The organism is Shewanella cutis (genome assembly GCF_022410515.1).
In the GTDB taxonomy this organism is placed as follows: domain Bacteria; phylum Pseudomonadota; class Gammaproteobacteria; order Enterobacterales; family Shewanellaceae; genus Shewanella; species Shewanella cutis.
The window spans coordinates 86,662-112,057 of the sequence record NZ_JACSDI010000006.1 but is presented as its reverse complement, the minus strand read 5'-3'; the positions used below and the strand labels follow the sequence as shown (position 1 = coordinate 112,057).

Here is a 25,396-nt window from a genome sequence, read left to right as displayed (position 1 = left end):
GTCGACAATGAGAGTTCCAAGAATTTATCAACCTCAGCCATTAGCCGTAAACCAACAGCTGAATTTAGACGAAGATGGTGCAGCCCATATTGGCAAAGTGCTGCGCATGGGCAGTGGCGAACACATTAGCCTGTTTAATGGCGATGGTAATGATTATCTTGCCGAAATTGTCGATGCGGGTAAAAAGTCTGTCACGGTAAAAGTGCTGTCCTGCGAGGCTAATACCTCGGAGTCGCCCCTCAACCTGCATTTAGGCCAAGTGATTTCCCGCGGCGATCGGATGGAATTCACCATTCAAAAATCCGTTGAGCTAGGGGTGAATACTATTACGCCATTGTTTTCCGACCGCTGCGGCGTCAAACTCAGTGGTGAGCGTCTAGACAAAAAAATCCAGCAATGGCAAAAGATAGTCATCAGTGCCTGCGAGCAATCCGGTCGCAGCCAAGTGCCCGTGGTTCGCCCAGCGATGGACTTGCACGATTGGTGCAGTGAGCCAACCTCGGCGCTAAAGCTCAACTTGCACCCAAGGGCGGCGCACGGTATCAATGGCTTAGACTTATCCCATACCCGTGTACGACTGTTGATTGGCCCCGAGGGTGGATTATCGGCAGAAGAAATCGCTATGACGGAAACCCATCAGTTTACCGATGTGTTACTTGGCCCCCGAGTGCTACGGACCGAAACCGCCTCACTCACCGCGATTACCGCGCTGCAACTCAGATTCGGTGACATAGGTTAATCGCTATCTGATTAATCGTTAGCAGGCTAACTGGTTACAGGCTAATCCCTAAATGCTTCTTGCCAGCAATGGCAACCAATAAGGAACAGATTAATGATAAAACTCGGCATAGTGATGGACCCCATCAATGAGATCAACATTAAGAAAGACTCCAGTTTTGCCATGCTAATGGCCGCGCAGGAAAGGGGTTATCAACTGTTTTATATGGAAATGGCCGACCTCGCCATCGTAAACGGTGTAGCCATGGGCAATATGCGGCCATTAAAAGTCATGAATGATGTCAATCACTGGTTTGAACTGGGCGAAGCCAAAGATACGCCGCTAAGCGAACTTAATATCGTGTTAATGCGTAAAGACCCACCCTTCGATACCGAATATATCTACGCCACTTACATGCTAGAGCGTGCCGAAGAACAAGGCGTGTTAATCGTTAACAAGCCTCAAAGCCTGCGTGATGCCAACGAAAAATTGTTCACCGCTTGGTTTAGTGAATTTACTCCTGAGACCATAGTGACTCGTGATGCCAATCGTATCCGCGCGTTTCACCAAGCTAAGGGCGATATTATCCTCAAGCCGTTAGACGGCATGGGTGGCACCTCGATTTTTCGCGTCAAGCAGGACGACCCAAACCTTGGGGTGATCATCGAAACCTTGACCCAATACGGCAACCAATATGCGATGGCGCAGGCATTTATTCCTGAAATCACCAAGGGCGATAAGCGCATTCTGGTGGTGGATGGCGAGCCCGTGCCCTACGCCTTAGCCCGTATTCCCAAAAAAGGCGAAACCCGCGGAAACTTAGCGGCTGGCGGCAGCGGTGTTGCCCAACCATTATCGGATTCCGATTGGAAAATCGCCCGCGCCATTGGCCCAGAGCTGAAAAAACGCGGCCTGATTTTTGTGGGTCTTGATGTGATTGGTGACAAGCTGACCGAGATTAACGTCACTAGCCCAACCTGTATCCGTGAAATCCAAGCGGCATTCGATGTGGACATTACAGGCATGCTGTTCGATGCGATCGAAGCTCGTCTTGACCAGTAATCTTGTACGCCTAAGCGATTAATTATTAATAAAAGGCGCCTTAAGAGCGCCTGCGACTTCTAGGGATCTGATATGAGTATCACCAAAGCGCCACTGTTACTGCTTGGTATGAGTTTATGGCTATCCTCACCCACATTTGCAGCAGAAGCCGGCGCCAATGAGACCGGCCCAGTCAAAGCGCCATCGCGCCCCAAAAATATTGTCATTATGATTGGTGACGGCATGGGGCCTTCCTACACCAGCGCCTACCGCTATTACAAAGACAATCGAGATACCGAAGAAGTCGAACAAACTGTCTTCGACCGTTTACTGGTTGGGATGGCGAGCACATATCCCGCCAGTATCAGTGGTTATGTGACCGATTCGGCCGCCGCAGCGACAGCCCTTGCTACTGGAGTCAAATCCTATAACGGTGCCATCTCGGTCGATACTCAAAAACAACCACTACCCACCATTTTAGAAAAGGCCAAAACTTTGGGCATGAGCACGGGTGTGGCGGTCACGTCGCAAATCAACCATGCAACCCCTGCGGCGTTTTTATCCCACAACGAGAGCCGTAAAAACTACGATGCACTGGCATTAAGTTATCTTGAAACCAACGCCGACGTGTTTTTAGGTGGTGGACAAAAATACTTCTCCCCAGAGTTGCTAGCTCAATTTACCGCCAAGGGATATCAACATATTACGCGCTTTGAAGAACTTGCCAGCATTAACCAACCTAAAGTGATAGGCCTGTTTGCCGAGGTGCAGCTTCCATGGGCTATCGATGAGAAAGATGCCAAAAAACTCAGTACCTTGACTCAAAAAGCCCTCAATTTACTGTCACAAAATGAACAAGGCTTTGTGCTGCTGGTCGAGGGTAGCCTTATCGACTGGGCGGGACATAATAATGATATTGCCGCCGCAATGGGCGAAATGGATGAGTTTGCCAACGCAATAGAGGTCGTAGAGCAATTTGTGCGACAGAATTCCGATACCTTAATGGTGATCACCGCTGACCATAATACTGGTGGCCTGTCGATTGGTGCCGATGGCAACTACAACTGGAATCCTGAGATCCTGCGTAATATCTCAGCAAGCGCCGATACCCTTGCGCAAGCAGCCATAGCTAGTGACACTTGGCAAGCCGACTTATCTCGCGGTTTAGGCTTTGAATTGACCGAAGAAGAAACCACTAAGTTAACTGCTGCCAGAACCCAAGGCGCAGAACCCTTGGCGATAGAGATTCGCCATGTAATTGATAAACGTACCGATACGGGCTGGACAACGGGCGGGCACACGGGTATGGACGTGCAAGTGTTTGCCGCTGGCCCTGCTTCAGAGCTATTTAACGGTCATCAAGACAACACAGATATTGCCAATAAAATTTTTAGCCTGTTACCTAAGCCTAAAAAGCCAAAAGCCCCTGCACAGGTATCTACTACAGCACCAGCGCCAGTGCAGCCACAGGGCTAATTTGCTGCTATTGGCTAGGGCGTGTTGACGTTTCGAGATTAGATTTTGTTCGCTCTGGCAAGTACGAGCTCGCGAAACGAGGAATAATGTGTCGTTATTCGACTCAAATGTCGAGCGGCTCTTATGACAGAAAGTAATAGCAAGAGCTTGTCAGCTACTAGATGAAAGGCAACCGTGTTTACACAGTTGCCTTTTTTATTGGCTTTCATTCCGTCATGTGCAAATGCACACTGTTTTGCAGCATCCCTTAAGTCGGCTTGCAGGCTGGCTCGCAGCCGAATAAGGGGTATAATGCCCGCACTTATTTTTTACGGTAGCCATGCAGTGTTAACGAATCCATCGCAAGTCATCATCCGCAACCAGGAAACCCTGAGCCAACATAAAGTCTTAGTGCTAAACCATGAGGCAGACTCTCTGCCCAAAGCACTACTCGATGTCGCCCAGTCCGTCGATGCCCTCGCCTTGGATTACCACCATTACCTGCAGTTAGCGCCGCAGGCCAATGCAAAATTGCGTTGTTATTTTGGCCATCAACTGCCGCATCAAGATAAGTACGATACTGTTATCGTGTACTTCCCTAAGGCTAAGCTCTTAGCACCCTATTTGTTTAATCTGGCCGCCCAGCATTTAGTGCCTAATGGTCAATTACTGGTGGTGGGTGAAAACAAAGGCGGGGTTAAATCCTTAGTCAAACTGCTGCCCAAATACTTTGCAACTGGCGTCAAACTCGATAACGCCCGCCATTGCCTACTCTTTGGCAGCAGCCTGATCGATACCGCGCCAGAGACTAAACTCGGCGATTGGACTAGCCAGTATCAACTCGCCACCCCACAAGGCAACATCACCATCTGCAATTTGGTCGGTGTTTTCAGTGAAAAGCATTTAGACCAAGGCACTGAGCTTTTGTTGTCACATCTGCCAACGCTTTCTGGCCGAGTACTGGATTTTGGCTGCGGTGCCGGTGTGATTGCCGCTGCACTACTAAAAGCACAGCCGACACTGTCGCTAGAATGTATTGATATTAATGCCATGGCGCTGGCATCCTGCGAACTTACGCTAGCAGCAAATGGCATGAGGGCCAAGGTCTATCCGTCCGATGGACTGGCGCAAACCAGTGGCAAATTTGATGGCATTATCTCTAATCCCCCGTTCCACGATGGGCTTGCTAGCACCACTCATATCGCCCAGCGCTTTGTGGCTGATAGCGCTAAGCAATTACAGTCAAAAGGCATTTGGCAAATCGTGGCTAATCGCCATCTGCCCTACTCGGATACAATCGCCGCCGAGTTTGGCCAATTAACCGTGCCTGCTGAAAATAACAAATACAAACTCTATTATTTCCAACAGTCTTGATATAGCAGCTAAGCCTAACTTAATTCTGTTATTGAGCGGGAAAATGTCATTCTCCGCTCGATAATAGGAAGATTACTCCGCATAACGAGAATATCGGTGTTCTAATCTAGCGTTACCACTTTAGCCTAAATAACCATGACAAATAACGGGTAATATTTTGAAGGCATCAACTGTTATTAGCCCAAATCATTTAACTATTTTTAAAAGCCTCTTAATAACTTAACAAAACACCCGACCCTTAAAAACAACTAAGCACTAATATAAACGCCCTCACAAATTTTAACCCAAGTAAAAACCACTTAACCAATCAGAGTGACCTAATTTTATCTATACTCAGAAACATTTACACCCAACACAAAATCAAATAACCAAAAAACATACACACACCAATTCAAACCCTATTAAAAACCCATTCAACATAAAACCAACCCACTTAATATGAGTTAATATTTACAAATAACAAACCAAAAGATGAAATCACTTTAAAATAACCATTTAATTATAAAATTAGTGAACCCATTTCACTTTTAACACGTTAAAAAATAACCAAGCACATTTAAAAAATTAGAAATTAATTAACCAGAAAAACAAAAACTGACAACCCCAACATCAAAAACGACTAATTTAGCCACACCGTAAACACATACTTTAAACCTTACTTCCTTACTATTTGCGTCTTAAAACCTCTCACCACCATCAGATTCCGTGACCAACATCACCTATTGAAAAATTAAATATTACTCCAACATCACTAAACATTAGTATCTGTAATGTTGCATACGCAATACTGTTTATTACTATAAAATAACCATATGGACCCCCTATGACTTGGACCCAAACATATACGCCACTCGGTAGCTTGTGGCTGACCGCAATCGTGGCTTTGCTGCCTATTGTGTTTTTCTTTCTTGCTTTAACGGTGTTAAAACTTAAAGGTCATATTGCCGGAGCATTAACCTTATTAATTGCCTTAGCAGTAGCGATCATTACTTACAAAATGCCTGTAAGTATAGCGTTAGCGTCTGCTGTCTATGGTTTTAGCTATGGTCTATGGCCTATTGCTTGGATTATTATCACCGCAGTATTTTTGTATAAAATCACTGTTAAAACAGGACAATTTGAGATTATTCGTTCTTCGGTAATCTCTGTCACCGAAGATCAACGGTTGCAAATGCTATTGGTCGGTTTCTCATTTGGTGCCTTCCTTGAGGGCGCTGCAGGTTTTGGCGCTCCAGTTGCGATTACGGCTGCGTTACTCGTAGGACTTGGGTTTAATCCATTGTATGCAGCTGGACTTTGCTTAATCGCAAATACGGCGCCAGTAGCCTTTGGAGCCATGGGTATCCCTATTATCGTAGCGGGTCAAGTATCATCACTAGATCCATTCCATATTGGACAACTCGCAGGCCGTCAGTTACCGATATTATCAATTATTGTTCCCTTCTGGCTTATCGCTATGATGGATGGTATCAGGGGAATACGTCAAACTTGGCCAGCAACGTTAGTGGCAGGTGTTTCATTTGCGATTACCCAATTTTTGACCTCAAACTTTATCGGACCAGAATTACCCGATATTACTTCGGCGTTAGTTAGTTTAATTTGTTTAACGTTATTTTTAAAAGTTTGGCAGCCAAAAGAAATTTTCACCTTCTCAGGGATGAAACAAAGAGCTGTCACGCCAAAATCCACTTTCTCAAATGGCCAAATATTTAAAGCTTGGTCTCCATTTATTATTCTCACAGCGATTGTGACATTATGGAGTATCAAAGATGTGCAGCTGGCATTAAGTTTTGCCACTATCAGTATTGAAGTGCCATACTTACATAACTTAGTTATCAAAACTGCCCCTATTGTTGCTAAGGAAACACCTTATGCTGCAATATATAAGCTTAATTTATTGGGTGCGGTAGGAACAGCCATTCTATTATCCGCAATGATTTCAATTGTGATACTTAAGATGTCAATAAGTAACGCACTGACATCATTTAAAGAAACGTTAATTGAATTAAAATTCCCAATATTGTCGATTGGATTAGTATTAGCTTTTGCCTTTGTCGCAAACTATTCAGGTCTATCTTCAACCTTGGCACTGGTACTGGCTGGCACAGGCGTAGCATTCCCCTTCTTCTCACCATTCTTAGGTTGGTTAGGTGTGTTTTTAACAGGTTCAGACACCTCATCAAATGCCTTATTTGGGGCGCTACAAGCCAATACCGCCAATCAAATCGGTGTAACACCCGAGTTATTAGTCGCAGCAAACACTACAGGTGGTGTAACAGGCAAAATGATTTCACCTCAATCAATTGCCGTTGCCTGCGCAGCTACGGGATTGGCAGGCAAAGAATCTGACCTTTTCCGTTTTACCCTAAAGCACAGTTTATTTTTCTGTACTTTTATTGGTGTACTGACAGTTTTACAAGCATACATAGTCCCTTGGACACTGGCATTTTTCACAAAGTAACTTGATATCATTTGTTACAAGCCGAGTGATAAGTCACTCGGCTTTTTTATGCATATCTCTTGCAAAGAAAGGTGAGCATTCCCCCACATTAACTTTTCACCTCAGTGGCTAGTTCAGAAAAATAGAGAAATGCTGCAAAGTGCGGCAATCTTTAATTAAAAAATTAAATTCAATACGTTAAAAAGATAGAGAGTTAAACTCCCTAGCTATTTTTAGACTCAATAATACCAGATAGAAAACTTGCCCCTTTGCAAAAACGAGTAATGAATAAGGTTAGCTACTCTTACAGGTACAGTCTGCAAACAACAACTTAATGATTTTGTGAACTGAATCAATAGCAGTAACTCATTAATTACCCCAAATTAATGACTAATTGGCAGCCCCTATCATAAGCGCTTGCGTTGTAAAGTTTAGTTTTTGTTAACAGCAAAAAACTAACTAAATCAACGTTCATGCTAAAAACATGGCCAAAAACCGATGATAACACTGACTAACAGAGAATTAATCAAATTAAAATCTATTTAAAAATAAACACATAGGCCATCACCAACAAAATAACTACATTTACCTTGTTTCGCTTCAAAAAGGCTTCTTTGAGCAAAGTTTCTACTGTTATACTCGCGTTAGCCGATAAAACAAAAATAAAACAAACGAGTAGGAAGCGCTCATATGTTGGCCCCTGAACTCCTCGAGTTAAGCAGTGACAAAAGCCAGGCGGAATTACGTCTGATCCCTAAAGACCATGGTCCGATCAACCGTGATGATGTGATGCGCCTTTTGTATCTCCCTGAGTTTTGTTCACTGTATCCGCTTGATCAGGCAATTGATAAAGTGGTCGCGCAAACCAACTCCTTATGCAATCAAGATGAGGGTAAATTTGAGCTGTTTGCCGTACTAGCCGAGCGCCGAGATGGTAGCGTTAAGATCGAAATCAGCCCTGATAAAATGCTTGCGACAATGACCTTAACCGCCCCTTGTGGAGGCAAAGCTGTAGACTTACCAGAAATTCTCACTGAACTTAAAAAAAACAATGTTTGCATGGGGTTAAGCAAACTTAAAATCCAAACCTTGCTGCAAAAAATTACCAAACTCAAACCTGGTGATAGCTGTAAAAGTGAAATAGCCCAAGGCAAACACGCCGTAAACGGTCAAAATGCTGTACTAGAGCGTAAGGTGTCGCTGGCCCGTGAACGCTTACTCCAACCGCAGGAGCGGGAGGATGGCACAGTCGATATGCGTAATCTTGGCTCTATGATTATGGTCAAGCCCAACGATATTTTGATGATAAAACATCCCGCGACTGAAGGCTCCCCCGGTTATAACATTAAGGGCGAAGTAATTAAGCAAAAGCCAGGAAAAGATCTGCCACTTCAAGCAGGTACAGGTACTGACTTCCATCCCAAGGATCCCAATAAACTCATTGCAACTGTCGCGGGTCAACCCGTAGAGACCCGTACGGGCATGAATGTCGATGATGTGTTACAGCTTAAGGATGTGGACATCAGTACTGGCCATGTCACCTTTAAAGGCAGTATTTTAATCACCGGAGATGTTCATGAGGGCATGATAGTTAAAAGCTCGGGTGATATTACCGTTATGGGCTTTGTCGATTCAGCAACCCTTGAGGCAGAGGGAGACATCACCGTCAGTAAAGGAGTGATTGGTAGACAAGTCAGAGTGAATGAGTTTTCCACTAACCTTACGGCCCAAGGCCAAATCAGCGCCCAGTTTGTGCAATATTCCCAGTTAAATGCCAAGGGTAATATTCTGATCACCAAGCAACTGCTGCACAGTAATACCAAAACTGCGGGCACTTTAACGGTTAGCGATACCAGCGGACGGCGCGGAGACTTAATTGGTGGCGTGGCCCATGCAGAAAAGGGACTCATTGCTGTTGGTATTGGCGCCACTGCGGGTACAAAAACTGAAGTGTTTGTCGCTATGGAACAGGGCGAACTCAAACAAAATCTAAAGCAACTTGAAGAAAGCGTCCAAACTATGGTTGTCGCAACTCTGGATATTGAAGCGCGGCTGAGAAAGCTTCCCCCTAAATCCGAGTGGCAAAACGATCCCGTGATGATTGAACAAATCAAGATGATGATCGATGAAAAAAATCGTATCTTAAATGAGCGCAGTCGCGAAGAATTAGAATTCGACGGCCTAAAGCAAGAAGTCGAAAGCTACTATGATAAGTACCGAATCGATGTGATTAAGCATGTGTTCCTCAACGTCGAGTTCCATATTGGTCAAGCAAATCATAGAACGACCCGAGAACATGGCACTTGTTCGATAACCAATCTTAATCAAGAGATTAACTTTGATTATAATGCCAAACCTAAGGCCCAAGGAGCCGCGAATTAGCAGTGTGTTGACGCTTCAAGGGGAGTGCGAGCGGTGATGTTGCCACCGTTTACACAAAAAGCCCGAGCAATGTTGTTAGGGCGTGTTGACGTTTCAGGGTTATTTTTGCAGCAATTTGGCTGGCGTTTATGCAAGGCAAAGCCCGTGCTTTGTAGTTATTCTACATAAACGGACGATAACGCAGCCAAAAGGCCTGCAAACCTCGCCAGAAGGGGCACCTAATAAGCTCGCGCCCTTATGCGTCATCGGTTCTGCGCGTCATTTAATCGGAATAACAACACGTCTCCCCTGTTTTCGCGCGCACAAACTTGCCTGAACGAACAACATTTCATCTCAAAACGTCAACATACCCTAGAAAATCTCGAGATACCTTTCTTCTTCTATCACGTCGGTGGCATACTGCCCTAACGATTTCCCCACGCCAATGCGCCAACGTTGGGTGAAATGTCGTAGGTTGAATCAAAACATGGTCACGGGAATACAGATGACTCAAGTAAGAATGGCTGACATTGAATGGCCAGCAGTCGTTAAGCTGACTCAAAATGATGAACTCCTTTACCTTGCCCATCAACGTGATTGGTTAGAACTCGCCTGCCTATATCAGCATCAGTTTATCGATACGGATCTGTTACTCGACAGCCTAGGTTACCAATATTTGATCCGTGCAACTCCAACCACCATTTACGAAGATCCCATTGGCGAGCTGCCTAATCTCCTAAAAAAAGAGCAAAAACTATCTCTCACCGATTTCATTAAGTGGGTGCAAAAACATGCCAATGCCATTGGCCAATGTTGTGTGGCCAAATTAGCTTTCACAACCTTTGCCCAAGGAATGGAAATCGTCCAAAGCTTGGATGACTAAGTTTAGCCTGAGTAAAATCTGATAAGATTCACAGTGTTCAAGGAGATGATCCAAAAAGCTAATATCCTCAACCACATTTAGCAGGCATAATTTGTCACACACGGGTCAGCCCGTTATGCCCAAGCGATTGATACTCATACTTTGCCTTAAAGTGCCAAATCAACGCAGGGCATCATTCGGATACACCAACAAACGGAACCTAAATTGGAACTACTTAAGATTGACTGCTTAGGCAAATCACTGCGTTTGGAAGGCTCCCTCGCAGGTTGGCAACAACTCTTTTGGGACAATAACTTAGTCTCACAAAAAGCCGCTTCGGTGGACAATGGCGGCCTTAAAGTCCATGAATTTGAACTCACTCAACAGCGCAGCCAATTGGCCAGCGATACCGGCGAAACACAGGTGTTAGAACACAAAATCCTTGTTCGGCTCGAAACCGATGTCGTTTGGCAGCCCTTTCGATTTGATTATCGACTATTAGTGGATGAGGAAGTGATTGCTCAGGGCACACGTACCGAGAAAGATATCGAGCGCCAAACCCCTGAAGTCCCAGTGACTAACCCACAAAAATTCAGTTTTGTGGGTTTAGCCTCCCTCGGTTTTAAGCTACTAAAAAGCGCCAAAGTGATTAAAGTGGTGCTCGCGGGCGCGAGTGTGGCGGCCTATTCTTGGCTGTTTTCCTTCCAATTTGCCTTGGCGCTTATCGCCTGTTTGGTCTTCCACGAATATGGCCATATCCGCGCGATGAAGTATTTTGGGATGAAAACCAAAGGGATATATCTCATCCCCTTTATGGGCGGACTCGCGCTGAGCGATGAAAAGATTAACACCCGCTGGCAGGATGTGGTCATCTCGATTATGGGGCCGACCTTTGGCCTTTTAATGTCGGTAGGCTCGCTAATCGCTTACCACCTGACGGACAATGTCTTCTTTGCGGGGCTAGCGGCCTTTAACGCGCTACTTAACCTGTTTAATTTATTGCCGATTTTACCCCTCGATGGCGGCCATATTTTAAAGAGCATTAGCTTCTCGATGAACAGCATCATGGGCTTAATCGCCTGTGTAATTGGCGCCGCCTTTGGTGTCTATATCAGCTACACCCTAGGCTTAGCCTTGCTCGGTTTCTTGCTCCTTATCGGCAGTTTAGAAATAGTGTTCGAGTGGCGTACCCGCCATCAAAGCCACTTGTTACCGCTAGACAGATATGGGCAGATATTCTCAACCATTTGGTACTTAGTGACCGTTGCCGCCCTTGTTGGCATTATCTGGCACTTAGCGGGTACGGGCGATGATATGTTAAGCCTGCCACTGCATATTCTGCGCAGCTAATTACGACGCGCATTAAGATAAAAGCGAGATAATAAAAACCGCGATAGCCTTAGGCATCGCGGTTTTTTTATTTTCTACCGGCGCTAATCAAATCGAGGGCGAGTTCTCCGTCAATGGCGGCGCGATATCACTCCCCCCAAGTGCTTGATAAAGTGTCGCTTGGGTAATCAATTGGTTATAGCGGTTTTCCAGCAATGCAGCCTCGGCGCTGCGGCGATTCTCCTGCGCATCGATCCAATTTTGAATGCCGATAGCGCCGTGGCGATATTGGCTCTCATAAATGGCTTCGGCCTGGGCGGCGGCGCTAAATTGCTGCTCAAGCTTCTCACCTTGGTAGGCGTATTGCTGCTTGGCCGAGATAGCGTTATCCACATCTTCAAAAGCGCTGTAAAGGGTTTTACGGTAATTCACTATCGCCGTTTGGTAGTCGATATCGGCAAGATCATTGTTGATTTGCATTTGATTCCATTGCAAAAAGGGCAGCACTAAGCCAGCACCTAAACTTCCCATGGGATTGCGCAATAGCTCTTTTAGCTCTGAGGTCGACTCCCCTACGCTGCCAGTCAAACTCAAGCTTGGGAAGTAACTGGCGTAGGTTGCATCCTTACTGGCCAGCGCCGAGCGCAATTGATACAAAGCCGCCTTCACATCGGGACGACGGCCGACCAAGTCGGCGGGAATGCCGACGCCAATCTCAGGTACAGCGCTATCCGGCAATTGCTTAATCTCAACCGCAACTTGCCCCGGAGCGCGATTGAGTAAGATCGCAAGCGCATTTTCGGCTTCAACCAACTGTTGCAGCAATTGACTATGGGAGGCCTCTTGCCCCGCTAAACTGCGTTGGGATTCGAGCACATTCAGCTCGGTAACAGCGCCAGAAGCATATTGGCGCTGGGTTAACGCCAGCGTTTGCCGACTGTGTTCAATACTCTTATTGCTTAGTTCAATCCGTTGATGCAGATAGCCAATCCGCCAATAGAGTGAAGCCGTCGTCGCGACTAAACTCTGCGCCGTGCTCTCCCTATCTTCGAGACTTGCCAGCGCTGTCCATTGAGCTTGGTCGATATTGGCCGATACTTTGCCCCACAAATCCACCTCATAGCTTACCGATAGGTTTGCCTTGAACGCCTTGCTCGAACTGCCCCCCTCCAGCGGTTTATTCACCGACGCCGTATTATTGGAGCTGAGCTGCGGATACAAATCGTCCCGCGCTAACCCCGCCTGTAAGCGCGCCTTTTGCAAGGTTAAGGTTGCAATAGTCAGATCATTATTGCTGCTGAGCACTTGGCTAATCAGCTGATTTAATTCGGGTTGATTAAACTTCTGCCACCAAGGGTCGAGACTCACTTGGCCATTCACAGGGTCATTCACTTGGGTATGCTGCCACTGCTCTGGCACTTGCAGTGCGGGCGGCTCAAAGTCGGAGCGCATCAGCGCGCCACAGCCTGACAGCAGTGCGATGCTGATGACAATCACGCTGACCTTGAGCGATAAACCGACACGGCAGTTTAATTTGTTTTGATGCGTTAAAACTTGATCATTCATTGCGTTACTCTCTTGCTAGTGCATCAACTGGGTCTAAACGCGCCGCATTACGGGCAGGGAGGAAACCAAACAACACCCCAATTAAGGTGGAACAGGCGAAGGCGGCAATAATCGAAGTCGTCGAGTAAATCATCTGGAAACTCCCGCCCGCTTGCGCAAATACCACTCCAATAAAATAGGCCAAGGCCACCCCAAGCGCGCCGCCGCACAGACAAACCAACACGGCCTCAATTAAAAACTGCCGCAGAATATCACTCTGGCGCGCTCCGACCGCCATGCGCACACCAATCTCGCGGGTACGCTCAGTCACCGACACCAACATGATATTCATTACCCCAATGCCGCCCACTACGAGGGAAATCACCGCAATGGCCGAGATTAATAGCGTCATAGTCGCGGTGGTTTTCTCGATATTCTGGCGAATGGTATCCGTGTTAATGGTGAAGAAATCCTGCGTGCCGTGGCGCATCTTTAGTAGGCTAATAATGCCCTGCTCCGCCGCATTGCTCGGCACCGACTCATCGAGCCTGACAGTAATGCCATCTAAGTATTTCTTGCCCACCATCCGGCCAGAAACCGTGGTATAAGGCACCCACACATTGAGGGCATCACTGTTACCAAAGGCGCTTTCCTTAGGCTTAGTCACACCGATAATCCGCACCGGTAAATCCCCTAAGAAGATCACTTGGCCGATGACAGAACCCATAGCCCCGGTGCTGTCGGGGAATAGCTGTTTGCGAGTGTTATCATCGATTACCGCATCCTGCGCTAAGGCATCAACGCTGTCATCGTCCCAAAACTGCCCTTGGGCAAGCTCATAGCCTCGAACTCGGAAAAACTCAGGCCCCACACCATTAACTGATGCGGTAACGGCTTTATTACCTAAACGCACCGTCGCGCTCGAGCTAATACTTGGAGTAACACTATCCACATAGGGTAAATTTTTCAGTGCATTGGCATCGCTTGCAGTCAAAGTTCGCACCCTTGCCGAGCGCCTATCACCAAAGCCTGAGCCAGGGCGAATGTCTATGGTATTGGTGCCCATTGAGCTAATACTCTTTAAGATTTCCCGTTGCGAGCCTTCCCCCAGCGCCACAACCGACACCACCGAGGCGATACCGATAATAATCCCGAGCATAGTTAAAAAGGTGCGCAATCTATGGGTCGACATTGCCAGCAGCGCCATTTTCAGGGCTTCAGCATATCTGTCCCATACTGCCACGCGAGCACGCGCCTTAGTCTTGGCGGGGATCACTTCGGTCTTTGGCGCAGCCGTAATATTTGAGGCGGGATTTGGCTCATCGCTGATAATCACCCCGTCCTTAATCTCGATAATTCGATCGGCATGCTGGGCTACATGCATATCGTGGGTGACTATGATGATGGTCTGGCCTTCACGGTGCAGTTCCTGCAACAGTCGCATCATTTCTTCGCCGCTGTGGCTATCTAGAGCGCCCGTTGGTTCATCGGCGAGGATCACATCGCCGCCATTCATCAGCGCCCGCGCCACACTCACCCTTTGCTGCTGGCCGCCACTGAGCTGATTGGGCTTATGGTCGAGGCGCTCACCTAAACCCAAACGCGACAATAAGCTTTCCGCCCGCTCCCGACGCTCTAAGCGATCTTTACCCGCATACACGGCGGGCACTTCGACATTACCCACGGCATTAAGATCGCCAAGCAAATGATACCGCTGGAAAATAAAACCAAAATGCTCACGCCTCAGCTTTGCCAGTTCATCCACATCCATCTGTGAGGTATCTTGACCATCGATAAAGTACGAGCCCTTTGAGGGTTTATCTAAACAGCCCAAGATATTCATCAGGGTCGACTTACCCGACCCCGAGGCGCCGACAATCGCCACCATCTCACCACGGGCGATAGAAAGATTAATATCTTTGAGTACAGTCAGTTGTTGCTCACCCGCCAGAAAACTGCGGTAGCAAGCTGAGACTTCCAGTAATGGCTTAGTCACGCTTAAAACCTCACGCTAGGCGGGCGACGCATGCGCGCGCTACCATCATCTGACGAAGGCATACCTAGCACTACTTGGTCGCCTTCCTTTAAACCAGAAAGAATTTCAGCATTGATTTTATTATTAATCCCAACGGTCACATCCACATATTGCATTTGGTTGTCCACCAGCACTGGCACTTGATACTGCGGCCCACGGGACTTACGTTCCGCTGGCGAGGCTGCTTTATCCCTTGGTTTCACCTTGAGCACTTGCGATGGCACTAACAGCGCATCATCAGACTTGGCGAGTACAATCGAGATCTGCGCCGTCATCCCAATGCGTAGGGTACGGTCGGGGTTTTCGACATCGAACAGGCCATGGTAATAAATGGCGTCTGAATCGCTGGAACTCATATTGCTATCGTCCCCATCCATTGACGTCGGGCCAGGCTCAATCGCCCTTAAGGTGCCGCGATAGGGATGGTTAGGTCTGCCAAGAATGGTGAAATACACTGGCTGTCCGGGGCGCACATTGACGATATCGGCTTCGGAGATCTGTGCCTTAACCGTCATGGTATCGAGCTGCGCCATCTCGACTATGGTTGGCGTGGTTTGATTAGCGTTAACGGTTTGGCCTACTTCAACCGCCGAATAAACGACGGTGCCATCCATAGGCGCAGTGATCTTGGTATAACCTAAATCGATTCTGGCACTGTCGACATTAATCTCAGCCTGTTGTTTTTGCGCTTCTAACTGCTCAAGTTCGGCTTGATAAACCGTGAGCGTGGCTTCAGCGGCTTCAAAGTCTGCGCGGGAGCTGGCTTTATCGGCGAGCATTTGCTGCTGACGGGTATATTCAAGTTTTGCCTGACGTATCTGTGCCTGCTTAGCACGATACTGGGCATTGATGTTTTTAAGCGATGCCAGCGCATTTTGCAGGTTGTTTTGCTGGGCAAGGCTGTCGATTTGCGCGATAAGATCGCCCTTTTTCACCTCTTGGCCAAGCTCCACAGGCAAACTCAGAATTTGCCCTGAGACTTGCGCGCCCACACTCACCAGCTTGGAGGCCTGCAACATGCCGTTGGCGAGCACCGAGTTTTCAATATCGCCGCGCCTAACGGGCTCCGTCACATAACTTGGGGCCACCTCGGGTTTGTGCAGCAGAAAATAAGCGCCGCCCCCGAGGAGAACTAAACCGCTTAAGATCAATATCAGTTTACGCTTTGAGGATTTTTTCATCTGAATCTGAGTGTCCATCAATACCAATGGGCGCAAGCGCGAATCTTGCGGGTGGAAAAATAGTGCTGTCAGTATATAGAGTTAGCTCAGCGCAGTAGACGAAGGAAATGTCGATATCAGGTAAAGATTTGCAAATATCTGTGTAGAAGTTTGAAACATAGAACACGGCCGTAACAATTCCCGCAAACGAGATTAAGTCGTTTGTGATGGGTTATAGATCCAATCTTATTGGCATTCGCCACAGCGCGCCTACGAGCGCAGGGCATCATGCTCTGGAACTAAAGTGCCATTGTCAGGCGCCGCAAAATCGCCTCGTAGATGCTTATTTTTTAAGTAATCATCAGCGGGAGGACATCATTAAAAAAACAGCCATACCCCAAATTACTCGCTATAAATCACGCCAATTTTCCTATTTAAGAATGGCACTTGGATTAATTGTTCATTCGTCCAAGGTGTAAGGTAACCAATTGATATAGCATTAGTTCCCAATTCACCCTCACCATAGGCGTACTCGTGACTAGTGTGAACCTCAATCAGCTCAGGAGTGAGCAATGACCATACAGTGACAACATCAACCTTGAACTCAACAGGCACGATATTACAAACATGAATAAACTCGACCACTTTAGTCGCTATTTCATCGCGCAACGTCTCGCTTGGCTCGATAAGTAATGTAAGGGCCGTGCGTTGACTGGCCGAAGGCCCATTAACATCACCATGAATGACCAGCTGAAAGTCTCCCCCGAGGTAGGGAATCGACAATGAAGTTTGCCAAACTTTAGACTTTCCCTTAGCTCTGAGTACACCAAGAGGCATGAGGTCGATAGTGCGGTACATGGTTAAAGTAGAATCCTAACGCTGGTATAGGTTTGATAAATAACGCATGAGAGATTAACGCGAAAAAAACGGGATGGATATTGTTACCCATCCCGTTTTTTATTTCTCAGTCTTACGGCTTAAAGCTTATTGACTCAGCGGCGGTGTACGCGGCGGAATCATACGCTTATTGCCCGTCGACTCGAACGCGCCAGCAAACTTCAGCAGATTGTTATCATCGTAGGCACGGCCCGCGAAGGTTAATCCTACTGGCATGCCAATATCGGCCATTACACCCATAGGCACAGTCACAGTCGGCACGCCTAAATGGCGAATCGCAAGGTTGCCGTTTGCCACCCAAACCCCGTTGCTCCAAGCGATATCGGCTGAGGCCGGATTCACATGGGCATCGGCGGGGCCGACATCGGCCACAGTCGGGAACAGCACGGCATCCAGCTTAAGTCCGTCCATCCAGTCTTCAAGATCTAGCTTACGGGTCTTTTCTAAACCACGCAGACCATCGGGAATACTGTCGATCTGGTCGAAGGATTTAAGGCCACGCTTAGCCATGTTGACATACTCTTCCATGCCCGCCGCTAAATCACCTTCACGGTTTGGCAAGGTGCCGAGGTCATGGGGGAATATCAAATAACCGTTAACATCTTCAAGCTTGTTGAGTTTAGGGTCGTTGTTCGCCCGCAGGAACTCATCGAACGCCCAACCCGAGAGTTCCCATAATTCATCATGGAGGAATTGGGGCGTCACTATGCCACGGTTAAACACGGTCGGCGCACCTGGGCGGTCGCCTTCGCAGTTAGACACCAGCGGAAAATCGACTTCAATCACTTCCGCACCAGCGGCTTCTAGGGCTTTACGCGCCGCTTCCCACAAATCGATCACCGATTGGCGAGTATGGATACGTTGGCCCGTTGGCCCACCAATGCCCGGATTTTCGCTGGTTCCCGCGAGTTCATCTTTATTGATGTACATGCGCGGTACGCCAAAACGCTTACCCTTAAGGGTGTCGGCGCTGGTGGCGAGTGCCAGATAGGATTCTGGACGAACGCTAGACGCTTTAGGAATTTGAACCCAAGGTTGTAGGCGCCAGAGATCGCCACGGGTGATAGGGTCATCGGCCACAATCACATCGAGCACTTCGAGCATATCCGCCATAGTGCGGGTATAAGGCACGACCACGTCCATGGTTGGGGTTAATGGCCAGTTGCCACGCACCGAAATCACCCCGCGAGACGGCGTATAGGCGCACAAACCGTTGTTGGATGCAGGGCCACGGCCACTCGACCAAGTCTCTTCGGCAAGACCGAACGCCGAGTAGCTTGCCGCTGTTCCTGTGCCCGCTCCGTTGGAAGAACCCGAGGCAAAGGGCGCCGTCAGATAGTTCGCATTGTAGGGGCTTTCGGCGCGGCCATAGTGACCACGCTGCATGCCGCCATTCGCCATCGGTGGCATATTGGTTTTGCCTAAGCAAATAGCACCCGCGGCACGTAGGCGCTCGACGGCAAAGGCATCGTACTGGGCCACTAAATCTTTAAAGGCTGGGCTGCCAGACGCCGCCGTCAGTCCCTTCACTAAATAGCTGTCCTTAGCGGTGTAAGGAATACCATCGAGTGGACTTAAGGTTTCGCCACGGGCACGGCGCGCATCGGAAGCCTCGGCTTCTTTGAGCGCATCGGGATTGTGCACCACTAACGCATTCAGCTTTGTCTCAGTGGCAGGACCATCGTAAGCCGCCACTCGAGCCAAATAGGATTTCACCAACTCAACCGCAGTCGTGCGGCCGGATTCGAGCGCTTCACGCAGCTCGGCAATGGAAACTTCAGTCACTTCAAACATTTTACGCCCTCCCGCAGAAAGCCAATTGTGGTGCAATAACAGTGACATCAAGCGTCATACTGTTCTCCTTGGTGTACTTACTTTCCAGAAGGGATCTGCTGGGTAATACAGTGGATATTGCCGCCACCTAATAAAATCTCCCGTGCAGGCACACCCACAATCTTGTGCTCAGGGAAAATCTCCTGCAGTTTTTGCGCGGCGATATCGTCGGTGGCAGGGTCAAGCAGTGGGAATACGATACGATCGTTGGTGATTAAAAAGTTCACGTAAGAACCCGCTAAGCGCTCGCCCGCAGTGCGCGGTACGCCAGTGCCTTCTGTTACGCCTTTTGATTCTTCTTCGGTGCAATATAGTGGACCCGGTTGTGGCAGCAGGTGAATTTTTAACTTGCGACCTTGGGCGTCAACAGTGTTTTGCAACACGTCCAGCGCGGCTTTCGAGCGTGGATATTGTGGATCGGTTTCATCGTCGGCCCAGTGCAGGATCACTTCACCTGGGCGCGCGAAACAGCACATGTTATCGATATGGCCGTCGGTTTCGTCCATATAAACGCCCTCTTCCAACCAGATAAACTGCTTAACATTCAAATAGTCGCACAGTAAGGCTTCGATCTGCTCTTTCGTCAGGTCTGGGTTACGGTTGGCGTTCAGTAAACATTCGGCCGTGGTCATACAGGTCCCTTCACCATCGACATGGATAGAGCCACCTTCGAGGATCAACGGCGCACTGTAACGGGCAAAACCATGTTGCTTGAGCATTTGTGCGGCAACCTGTTCGTCTTTATCCCATGGGAAATACAGACCACCGTTGTGCCCACCCCAAGCATTGAAACCCCAATCAACACCACGGCATTCGCCCTCGGCATTAACCACTACAGTAGGTCCTGTATCGCGAGCCCAGCAGTCGTTGCTGTCGATTTCGACCAGAGTCACGTGTGAAGGCATCACTTTTTGAGCTTCTGCTAAAAAGGCCTGAGGTACACCCATATAAACGGGAGTTGCCCCACCAATGGCATCGGCCACCTTAGCAAAGGTCGCTTGAGCATAAGCACCTGCAGAGCGCCAGTTATCAGGACGATATGGCCAAATCATCCATACGGCTTGCTGCGCAGCCCATTCGGCGGGCATATAAAAACCATCTTGTGATGGCTTAGTCGTTAACTGCGTGGCATCCACATTCGCGTTTGTCATGAGTTTTGTCTCCAGTAATGCTCAAATCTATAAGGGTGTACGCCCCATTTAGGCGACAGAATAGAAATACACCTAACATAATCAAATAAATACATCGAATAACCGCATTCATCACGCGGCGCGTTAGGTCAAAATTGCCACGTCTTCACTAGGTGAGTTTTCACCTCATAAAAATTCTGGCGCCTATCTTATCATTTAAGACGGCTTTCGCTGAATAGTGCTATGCAGGGCATTGCTGAGAATTTACAGGATAATGCGCTATTTGCTGTCAGTAGCCGCTCCCACCATCCACCCAAGCCAATGCGAAAAAGAGAACAGTAGGGTTAATGCCGACTTAATCAATGCCCGTGACTGTGGTAAGGGGCGACACCATGGATCTTGTCGCCGGCGCCGACAATATTATTGTGACCATGACCCACGCCTCAAAACACGGTGAATCTAAATTATTAACCGAGTGTAGCCTGCCGCTAACGGGTAAGGGCTGCATCAAAAAAGTACTGACAGATCTAGCTTTTATCGAAATCAAAGAAGGCAAATTTCATTTACTCGAACGTGCGCCCGGTGTGAGTGTCGAAGAGATTATCAAACTCACCGCAGGCGAATTGGTGGTACCTGAGCATGTCCCCGAGATGATGTTTAGCGAATAAACGCAATTCAGTGAATAAGCGCTGTTTAACGAATAAGCAGGTTCAAGTGCGCATTCAACTATACCTTTTCAAATCGCCAATAAAAAACAGGGATACCTAAGATATCCCTGTTTTTTTACGCTATGCCACAGAGGCATTCATTGCAGATATTACAGCGCTTAGCCAAGGCGGCGACGCAGTTCGCGGGTCGCATCCACCATATTCTTCAGCGCGGGTTCTACCTCAGCCCACGTACGGGTCTTAAGGCCGCAATCGGGGTTAACCCACAGTTGGCGCACTGGCACTTTTTGCGCCGCTTTTTCAATAAGATGCACCATGGCCTCAACACTTGGGGTATTGGGCGAGTGAATATCATAAACGCCTGGGCCAATTTCATTTGGATATTCAAAATCCTCAAAGGCGTTGAGCAGTTCCATGCGTGAACGCGAGGTCTCGATGGTGATGACGTCCGCATCCATGGCGGCAATTGCGGCAATCGTGTCGTTAAACTCGCTGTAGCACATATGGGTATGAATTTGGGTTTCATCCACCACACCCGCCGCACTCAGTTTAAAGGCATTCACCGCCCAATCTAAGTAAGCCTGCCACTCGCTTTGCTTTAATGGCAATCCTTCACGGAAGGCTGGCTCATCAATTTGAATAATGCCAATACCTGCATTTTGTAAATCCACCACTTCATCACGAATTGCCAGCGCCAATTGGGTGGCAATGGTATCGCGGCTGATATCTTCACGGGCAAATGACCAATGCAAAATCGTCACCGGACCCGTTAGCATGCCTTTGACGGGTTTGTCCGTCAGGCTTTGGGCAAATACCGCCCAATCAACCGTCATGGCTTTCGGGCGACTCACATCGCCATAAATTAATGGCGGCTTCACGCAGCGAGAACCATAACTCTGCACCCACCCATTTTTGGTAAAGCCCACACCTTCGAGTTGCTCGCCGAAATATTCCACCATGTCATTGCGCTCAGCTTCACCGTGCACCAGCACATCGATACCGAGTTTGAGTTGCCGGTCGATGGTATCGCGGGTCACTTGCTGCAACTGCTCGTTATATTGGGCATCGCTTAGCTCCCCTTTACGCCAGCGGCTGCGTAAACCACGGATTGCTGGTGTTTGTGGGAAGGAGCCAATGGTGGTGGTCGGCAACAGAGGTAAACGGTATTTCTGCTGCTGCACTGCTTGGCGCACGTTAAATTCACTCACGCGTTCATAATCGGCTTGAGTGAGTGCAGCCACACGGGCGATCACTGTAGCATCCGCCGCCTGTGCTTTAGCCTCACGGCGTGCCAAACAGGTGTTAACTATCGCTTTGGCCGCCACAGACTCAGGGGCCTGCAACAATTGGCGCACATTAGCCAGTTCCAACAGCTTTTGCTTAGCGAACGCAAGCTGCTGACGCAGCGTCGGCGCGAGCGTTGTCTCTACCTCTAAATCCACAGGGCTGTGAAGCAGTGAACATGAAGTGCCAATCCAAAGACGCGATCCGTCTTGTGAGCATAAGTCTCTGGCAACACTGCCGATACGCTCGACAATTTGATCAACTTCTGCCGCCCACACATTACGACCATTAACTACGCCTGCTGACAGAATTTGATCTGGCCTTAAGGCATTGGCAAACAAGGCTAATTGCTCAGGGGCGGTCACTAAATCTAGGTGCAGACCCGCCACTGGCAGCGCAGAAACCAGCGCCTGATGATGGCTAATACTGCCATAGTAAGTCGTGAGTAAAATCTTCACTTGAGCCGTTTTAAGCACTTGATAAGCATCGCTAAGCGCCGCTTGCCATTCGTGAGTTAATTCGAGTGCCAGAATCGGCTCTTCAAGTTGCACCCAAGTCACGCCCTGCGCAGCAAAACGCGCAAGAATCTCGGCATAAGCTTTTAAAAGATTTGGCAATAAACTGAGTTTATCAAAATCCTGACCCACGTTTTTTGCCAGATACAAGTAACTCACAGGGCCTAATAACACGGGTTTGGCTTGATAACCCAGCGCCTGCGCCTCGGCGACTTCATCAAAAAACTGCTCATAAGCGATAGTGAATACTTGATCTTGCTTAAGCTCTGGCACTAAGTAGTGATAGTTAGTGTTGAAATACTTAGTCATTTCCGAGGCTGGCGCATCGGTCCCGGTTGGTGCACGGCCACGGGCAACGCGGAATAAGGTATCAAGGTCGATAGCACCTTCGCCGCGGTGACGATCTGGAATAGCGTTTAAGGTCGCACTCAGGGTTAATACTTGATCGTAAAAGGCAAAATCCCCTACTGGCACTTGCTCAATCCCCGCGGCCACTTGCCATTGCCAATGGGTGCGACGCAACTCCTTAGCCACCTCATGCAGTTCAGCTTGAGTGCTCTCTCCACGCCAGTATTTTTCAAGGGCAAACTTTAATTCACGACGACGCCCGATACGGGGAAAACCAAGACTGTTTAATTGCATACCATATCTTCCTTTATTTGAGATAAGCCATATTCGGCACTTGCACCCACCGGATTGTGTTTCCTGAAGATTTTTTCGCATTTAAGCTTGGATAAATCACAATGGGCGTCTGGACGTCTAGAAGTTTATTGTGATAGTCTCTACGCCAGCAACCGAATTGATTTCAAGCACAACATGAGCGAAATTCACTTGGAGTGATCATGATCGAACTAAGACATCTGCGAACCTTAATGGCACTGAAGGAAAGTGGCAGCTTGGCGGGCGCAGCCAAAAAACGTTTTGTCACTCAATCGGCTCTCTCCCATCAAATTAAGGAGTTAGAGCAACGAATTAACTCGCCTATTTTTGTGCGTAAAAGCAAACCGCTCTCCTTTACCCAGGAAGGCGCAAGGCTTTTGCACCTCGCTGAAGAGATTCTGCCTAAGGTGTTAGAGACGGAAACCGATCTGAAAAATGGCTTGGAGACAGAAACCAATCAGCTCAGAGTGGGGATTGAATGCCACAGCTGTTTTCGCTGGTTAATGCCAGTGATGGAGCAATTTAGGCAAGATCATCCGCAGGCCGAGTTAGATCTCTCAAGCCGTCATCTATTCGACTCGCTCAATGCCCTAGAAATGGGCGAACTGGATATAGTGCTGACCTCTGATCCTGTGCCGGGACACTCGCTCGCCTATCAACATTTATTTGATTTTGAAGTGAAGTTAGTGGTTGCCAAGGATCATCCCTTAGCGAAAGAAGCCTATGTTACGCCCAAGCAATTGGCGCGCTTGCCGATAATCAGTTATCCGGTGCCACTGGCGCGTTTAGATATTTATCGCCACTTTTTAGAACCCGCAGGTGTTGAGGCAGGCGAGCAAAAGACCTGCGATTTGACCATGATGTTATTACAGCGGATTGCCTGTAAGGATGGTATCGCCGCCTTACCGAATTGGTCTATCAATGAGGGACATGGATTAAGCCTAGCCGCCGTAAAACTCGGTCAAGAAGGCTTAAAGCGCCCGCTATTTGGCGCCTATCGCCGCCACAGCGCGAACTCGGCCTTAGTGCAAAACTGGCTGCAACTGGTGGCAAGCGAAGGCTTAGCTCGCCAACAAAAATCCAATTAAGCGTTGAAACTGATAACAAAAAAGCCTGCAATCGCAGGCTTTTTTTTATGAGCGGTTCTTAGAGCGGATTAAGCAATAAACCACGCATTGACAATACTCGGCGCAGAACTAACCCTGATGAGTTCGGGTTGCGGGTCTGGCGCAGATTATGGGCGATCATAAACTCTTGGCGCAGATCTTGGTCGAGATCTAAGGCTTCAAAGGCCTCGATGGTTAAGGTCTGCTGCTGATTATCAATCAATGACTTAATCACGCTTAACGGGAAAGATTGCTCAGAGCTAGCATTTAAGTAAGCAAAGGCCGTTAAGGCAATAATTTGCCCGAACACGCTAAACAACGCCAAGGTTTGCACTTCATCGGGATCAACCTCAACATCCGGCATATCGACTAGGCTGTCGACCGCATCGGTAGCGATATTTTCCGTAAGTTTCCAATAACCTTGCACCAACTTCTTATAGGGTTGGGGTAATTCATCGAGGCGTTCTTTCAAATAGAAGGTAAAGGCATAGCGATAAATATTCACTTGACCTAAACGGATTAGGGCGTCTTTTAAGGAACGAGACTTGGGGCTGACCACGCCAGAAGCCTGCGCTGAATTACTGCGCATCAACATATGGGCCGCTAACGCGGGATCGCTCGAAATAATATCGATCACATTACGAATATCGCCTTCAGCAAGAATGGCCTTTTTAAGTGGAATTAAGATCCCACGGCGGCCAATTACTTGCTCTTCATTCGCTATGATGGCTCTCACTTGAGTAAAAACCTGTTGCTCAAGATCTGTCATAGGACACTTTACACCTGTTATTAGCTATAAGATGATTCGAATACCGCTCACATCATACCCAAACCACAAAGAATTTCAGCAGTAAGTCGTATAATAATTGTATCAACCGTATAGGTTATCTGCTCTGCAGCATAAGCAACGACTTAGCCTATCTTACACCCGTAGAGAGGATTTTTCTCTGCATCAAACAACAGAAATAACAAAGCCAGACTGA

Annotated in this window: 17 protein-coding genes and 1 pseudogene; 10 read left to right on the top strand and 8 right to left on the bottom strand. The window is 48.0% G+C overall.

What is annotated here, in order from left to right; translation table 11 throughout:
- Positions 1–7 precede the first annotated feature (7 nt).
- The 8 genes from rsmE (at position 8) to H9J30_RS10955 (ending at position 11,601) form a co-directional block, all read left to right on the top strand.
- On the top strand, positions 8–739 hold the full coding sequence (rsmE, locus tag H9J30_RS10990; protein ID WP_240131066.1) for a 16S rRNA (uracil(1498)-N(3))-methyltransferase: 732 nt from the start codon (positions 8–10) through the stop codon (positions 737–739).
- A 93-nt stretch (positions 740–832) separates the two neighbouring features.
- Complete coding sequence (gshB, locus tag H9J30_RS10985) at positions 833–1,780, top strand: glutathione synthase (RefSeq protein WP_240131065.1); 948 nt, start codon at positions 833–835, stop codon at positions 1,778–1,780.
- 72 nt (positions 1,781–1,852) lie between these two features.
- On the top strand, positions 1,853–3,235 hold the full coding sequence (locus H9J30_RS10980) for an alkaline phosphatase (RefSeq protein ID WP_240131064.1): 1,383 nt from the start codon (positions 1,853–1,855) through the stop codon (positions 3,233–3,235).
- Between the two features lie 324 nt (positions 3,236–3,559).
- On the top strand, positions 3,560–4,588 hold the full coding sequence (locus H9J30_RS10975) for a methyltransferase (RefSeq protein WP_240131108.1): 1,029 nt from the start codon (positions 3,560–3,562) through the stop codon (positions 4,586–4,588).
- A gap of 823 nt (positions 4,589–5,411) precedes the next feature.
- Positions 5,412–7,049, top strand: a complete 1,638-nt coding sequence (locus H9J30_RS10970) for a lactate permease LctP family transporter (protein ID WP_240131063.1) — start codon at positions 5,412–5,414, stop codon at positions 7,047–7,049.
- Positions 7,050–7,718: 669 nt separating this feature from the next.
- Positions 7,719–9,410, top strand: coding sequence for a flagellar assembly protein A (locus H9J30_RS10965; RefSeq protein WP_240131062.1), 1,692 nt, complete (start codon positions 7,719–7,721; stop codon positions 9,408–9,410).
- A 484-nt stretch (positions 9,411–9,894) separates the two neighbouring features.
- The gene (locus H9J30_RS10960; RefSeq protein ID WP_240131061.1) at positions 9,895–10,272 is read left to right on the top strand and encodes a DUF4144 domain-containing protein; all 378 of its coding nucleotides are present in this window, start codon (positions 9,895–9,897) and stop codon (positions 10,270–10,272) included.
- Between the two features lie 204 nt (positions 10,273–10,476).
- A complete protein-coding gene (locus H9J30_RS10955; RefSeq protein WP_240131060.1) occupies positions 10,477–11,601 on the top strand; it encodes a site-2 protease family protein in 1,125 nt (374 codons plus the stop codon).
- An 87-nt stretch (positions 11,602–11,688) separates the two neighbouring features.
- On the opposite strand, the gene H9J30_RS10950 is transcribed toward H9J30_RS10955, so the two are convergent.
- The 6 genes from H9J30_RS10950 to aguA all read right to left on the bottom strand — a co-directional run bounded on the left by H9J30_RS10950 (position 11,689) and on the right by aguA (position 20,201).
- Complete coding sequence (locus H9J30_RS10950) at positions 11,689–13,146, bottom strand: efflux transporter outer membrane subunit (RefSeq protein ID WP_240131059.1); 1,458 nt, start codon at positions 13,144–13,146, stop codon at positions 11,689–11,691.
- Positions 13,147–13,150: 4 nt separating this feature from the next.
- Positions 13,151–15,121 (bottom strand): MacB family efflux pump subunit, encoded by a 1,971-nt coding sequence (locus tag H9J30_RS10945; RefSeq protein ID WP_240131058.1) that lies wholly within the window; start codon positions 15,119–15,121, stop codon positions 13,151–13,153.
- A gap of 2 nt (positions 15,122–15,123) precedes the next feature.
- Complete coding sequence (locus H9J30_RS10940) at positions 15,124–16,341, bottom strand: efflux RND transporter periplasmic adaptor subunit (protein ID WP_240131057.1); 1,218 nt, start codon at positions 16,339–16,341, stop codon at positions 15,124–15,126.
- 381 nt (positions 16,342–16,722) lie between these two features.
- Positions 16,723–17,178 carry a hypothetical protein gene (locus H9J30_RS10935; protein WP_240131056.1) on the bottom strand — a complete coding sequence of 152 codons (456 nt, stop codon included), beginning with the start codon at positions 17,176–17,178 and terminating at the stop codon, positions 16,723–16,725.
- A gap of 126 nt (positions 17,179–17,304) precedes the next feature.
- Positions 17,305–19,011 (bottom strand): amidase, encoded by a 1,707-nt coding sequence (locus H9J30_RS10930; RefSeq protein WP_240131107.1) that lies wholly within the window; start codon positions 19,009–19,011, stop codon positions 17,305–17,307.
- A gap of 77 nt (positions 19,012–19,088) precedes the next feature.
- Positions 19,089–20,201: an agmatine deiminase gene (gene aguA / locus H9J30_RS10925; RefSeq protein WP_240131055.1), complete on the bottom strand. Its 1,113-nt coding sequence runs from the start codon at positions 20,199–20,201 to the stop codon at positions 19,089–19,091.
- Positions 20,202–20,563: 362 nt separating this feature from the next.
- On the opposite strand from aguA, the pseudogene H9J30_RS10920 reads away from it, so the two are divergent.
- Positions 20,564–20,848 (top strand): annotated as a pseudogene (locus tag H9J30_RS10920) (CoA-transferase); the annotation flags it as partial.
- Positions 20,849–21,006: 158 nt separating this feature from the next.
- On the opposite strand, the gene metE reads toward H9J30_RS10920, so the two are convergent.
- Entirely contained in the window at positions 21,007–23,289 is a 2,283-nt protein-coding gene (metE, locus tag H9J30_RS10915; protein ID WP_240131054.1) for a 5-methyltetrahydropteroyltriglutamate--homocysteine S-methyltransferase, read from the bottom strand.
- A gap of 200 nt (positions 23,290–23,489) precedes the next feature.
- Between metE and H9J30_RS10910 the strand changes: the two genes are divergently transcribed.
- On the top strand, positions 23,490–24,395 hold the full coding sequence (locus H9J30_RS10910) for a LysR family transcriptional regulator (RefSeq protein ID WP_088210175.1): 906 nt from the start codon (positions 23,490–23,492) through the stop codon (positions 24,393–24,395).
- 58 nt (positions 24,396–24,453) lie between these two features.
- Here the strand turns inward: H9J30_RS10910 and H9J30_RS10905 are convergent, their stop codons facing one another.
- The gene (locus H9J30_RS10905; protein ID WP_037428928.1) at positions 24,454–25,182 is read right to left on the bottom strand and encodes an HDOD domain-containing protein; all 729 of its coding nucleotides are present in this window, start codon (positions 25,180–25,182) and stop codon (positions 24,454–24,456) included.
- Between the last annotated feature and the right edge of the window lie 214 nt (positions 25,183–25,396).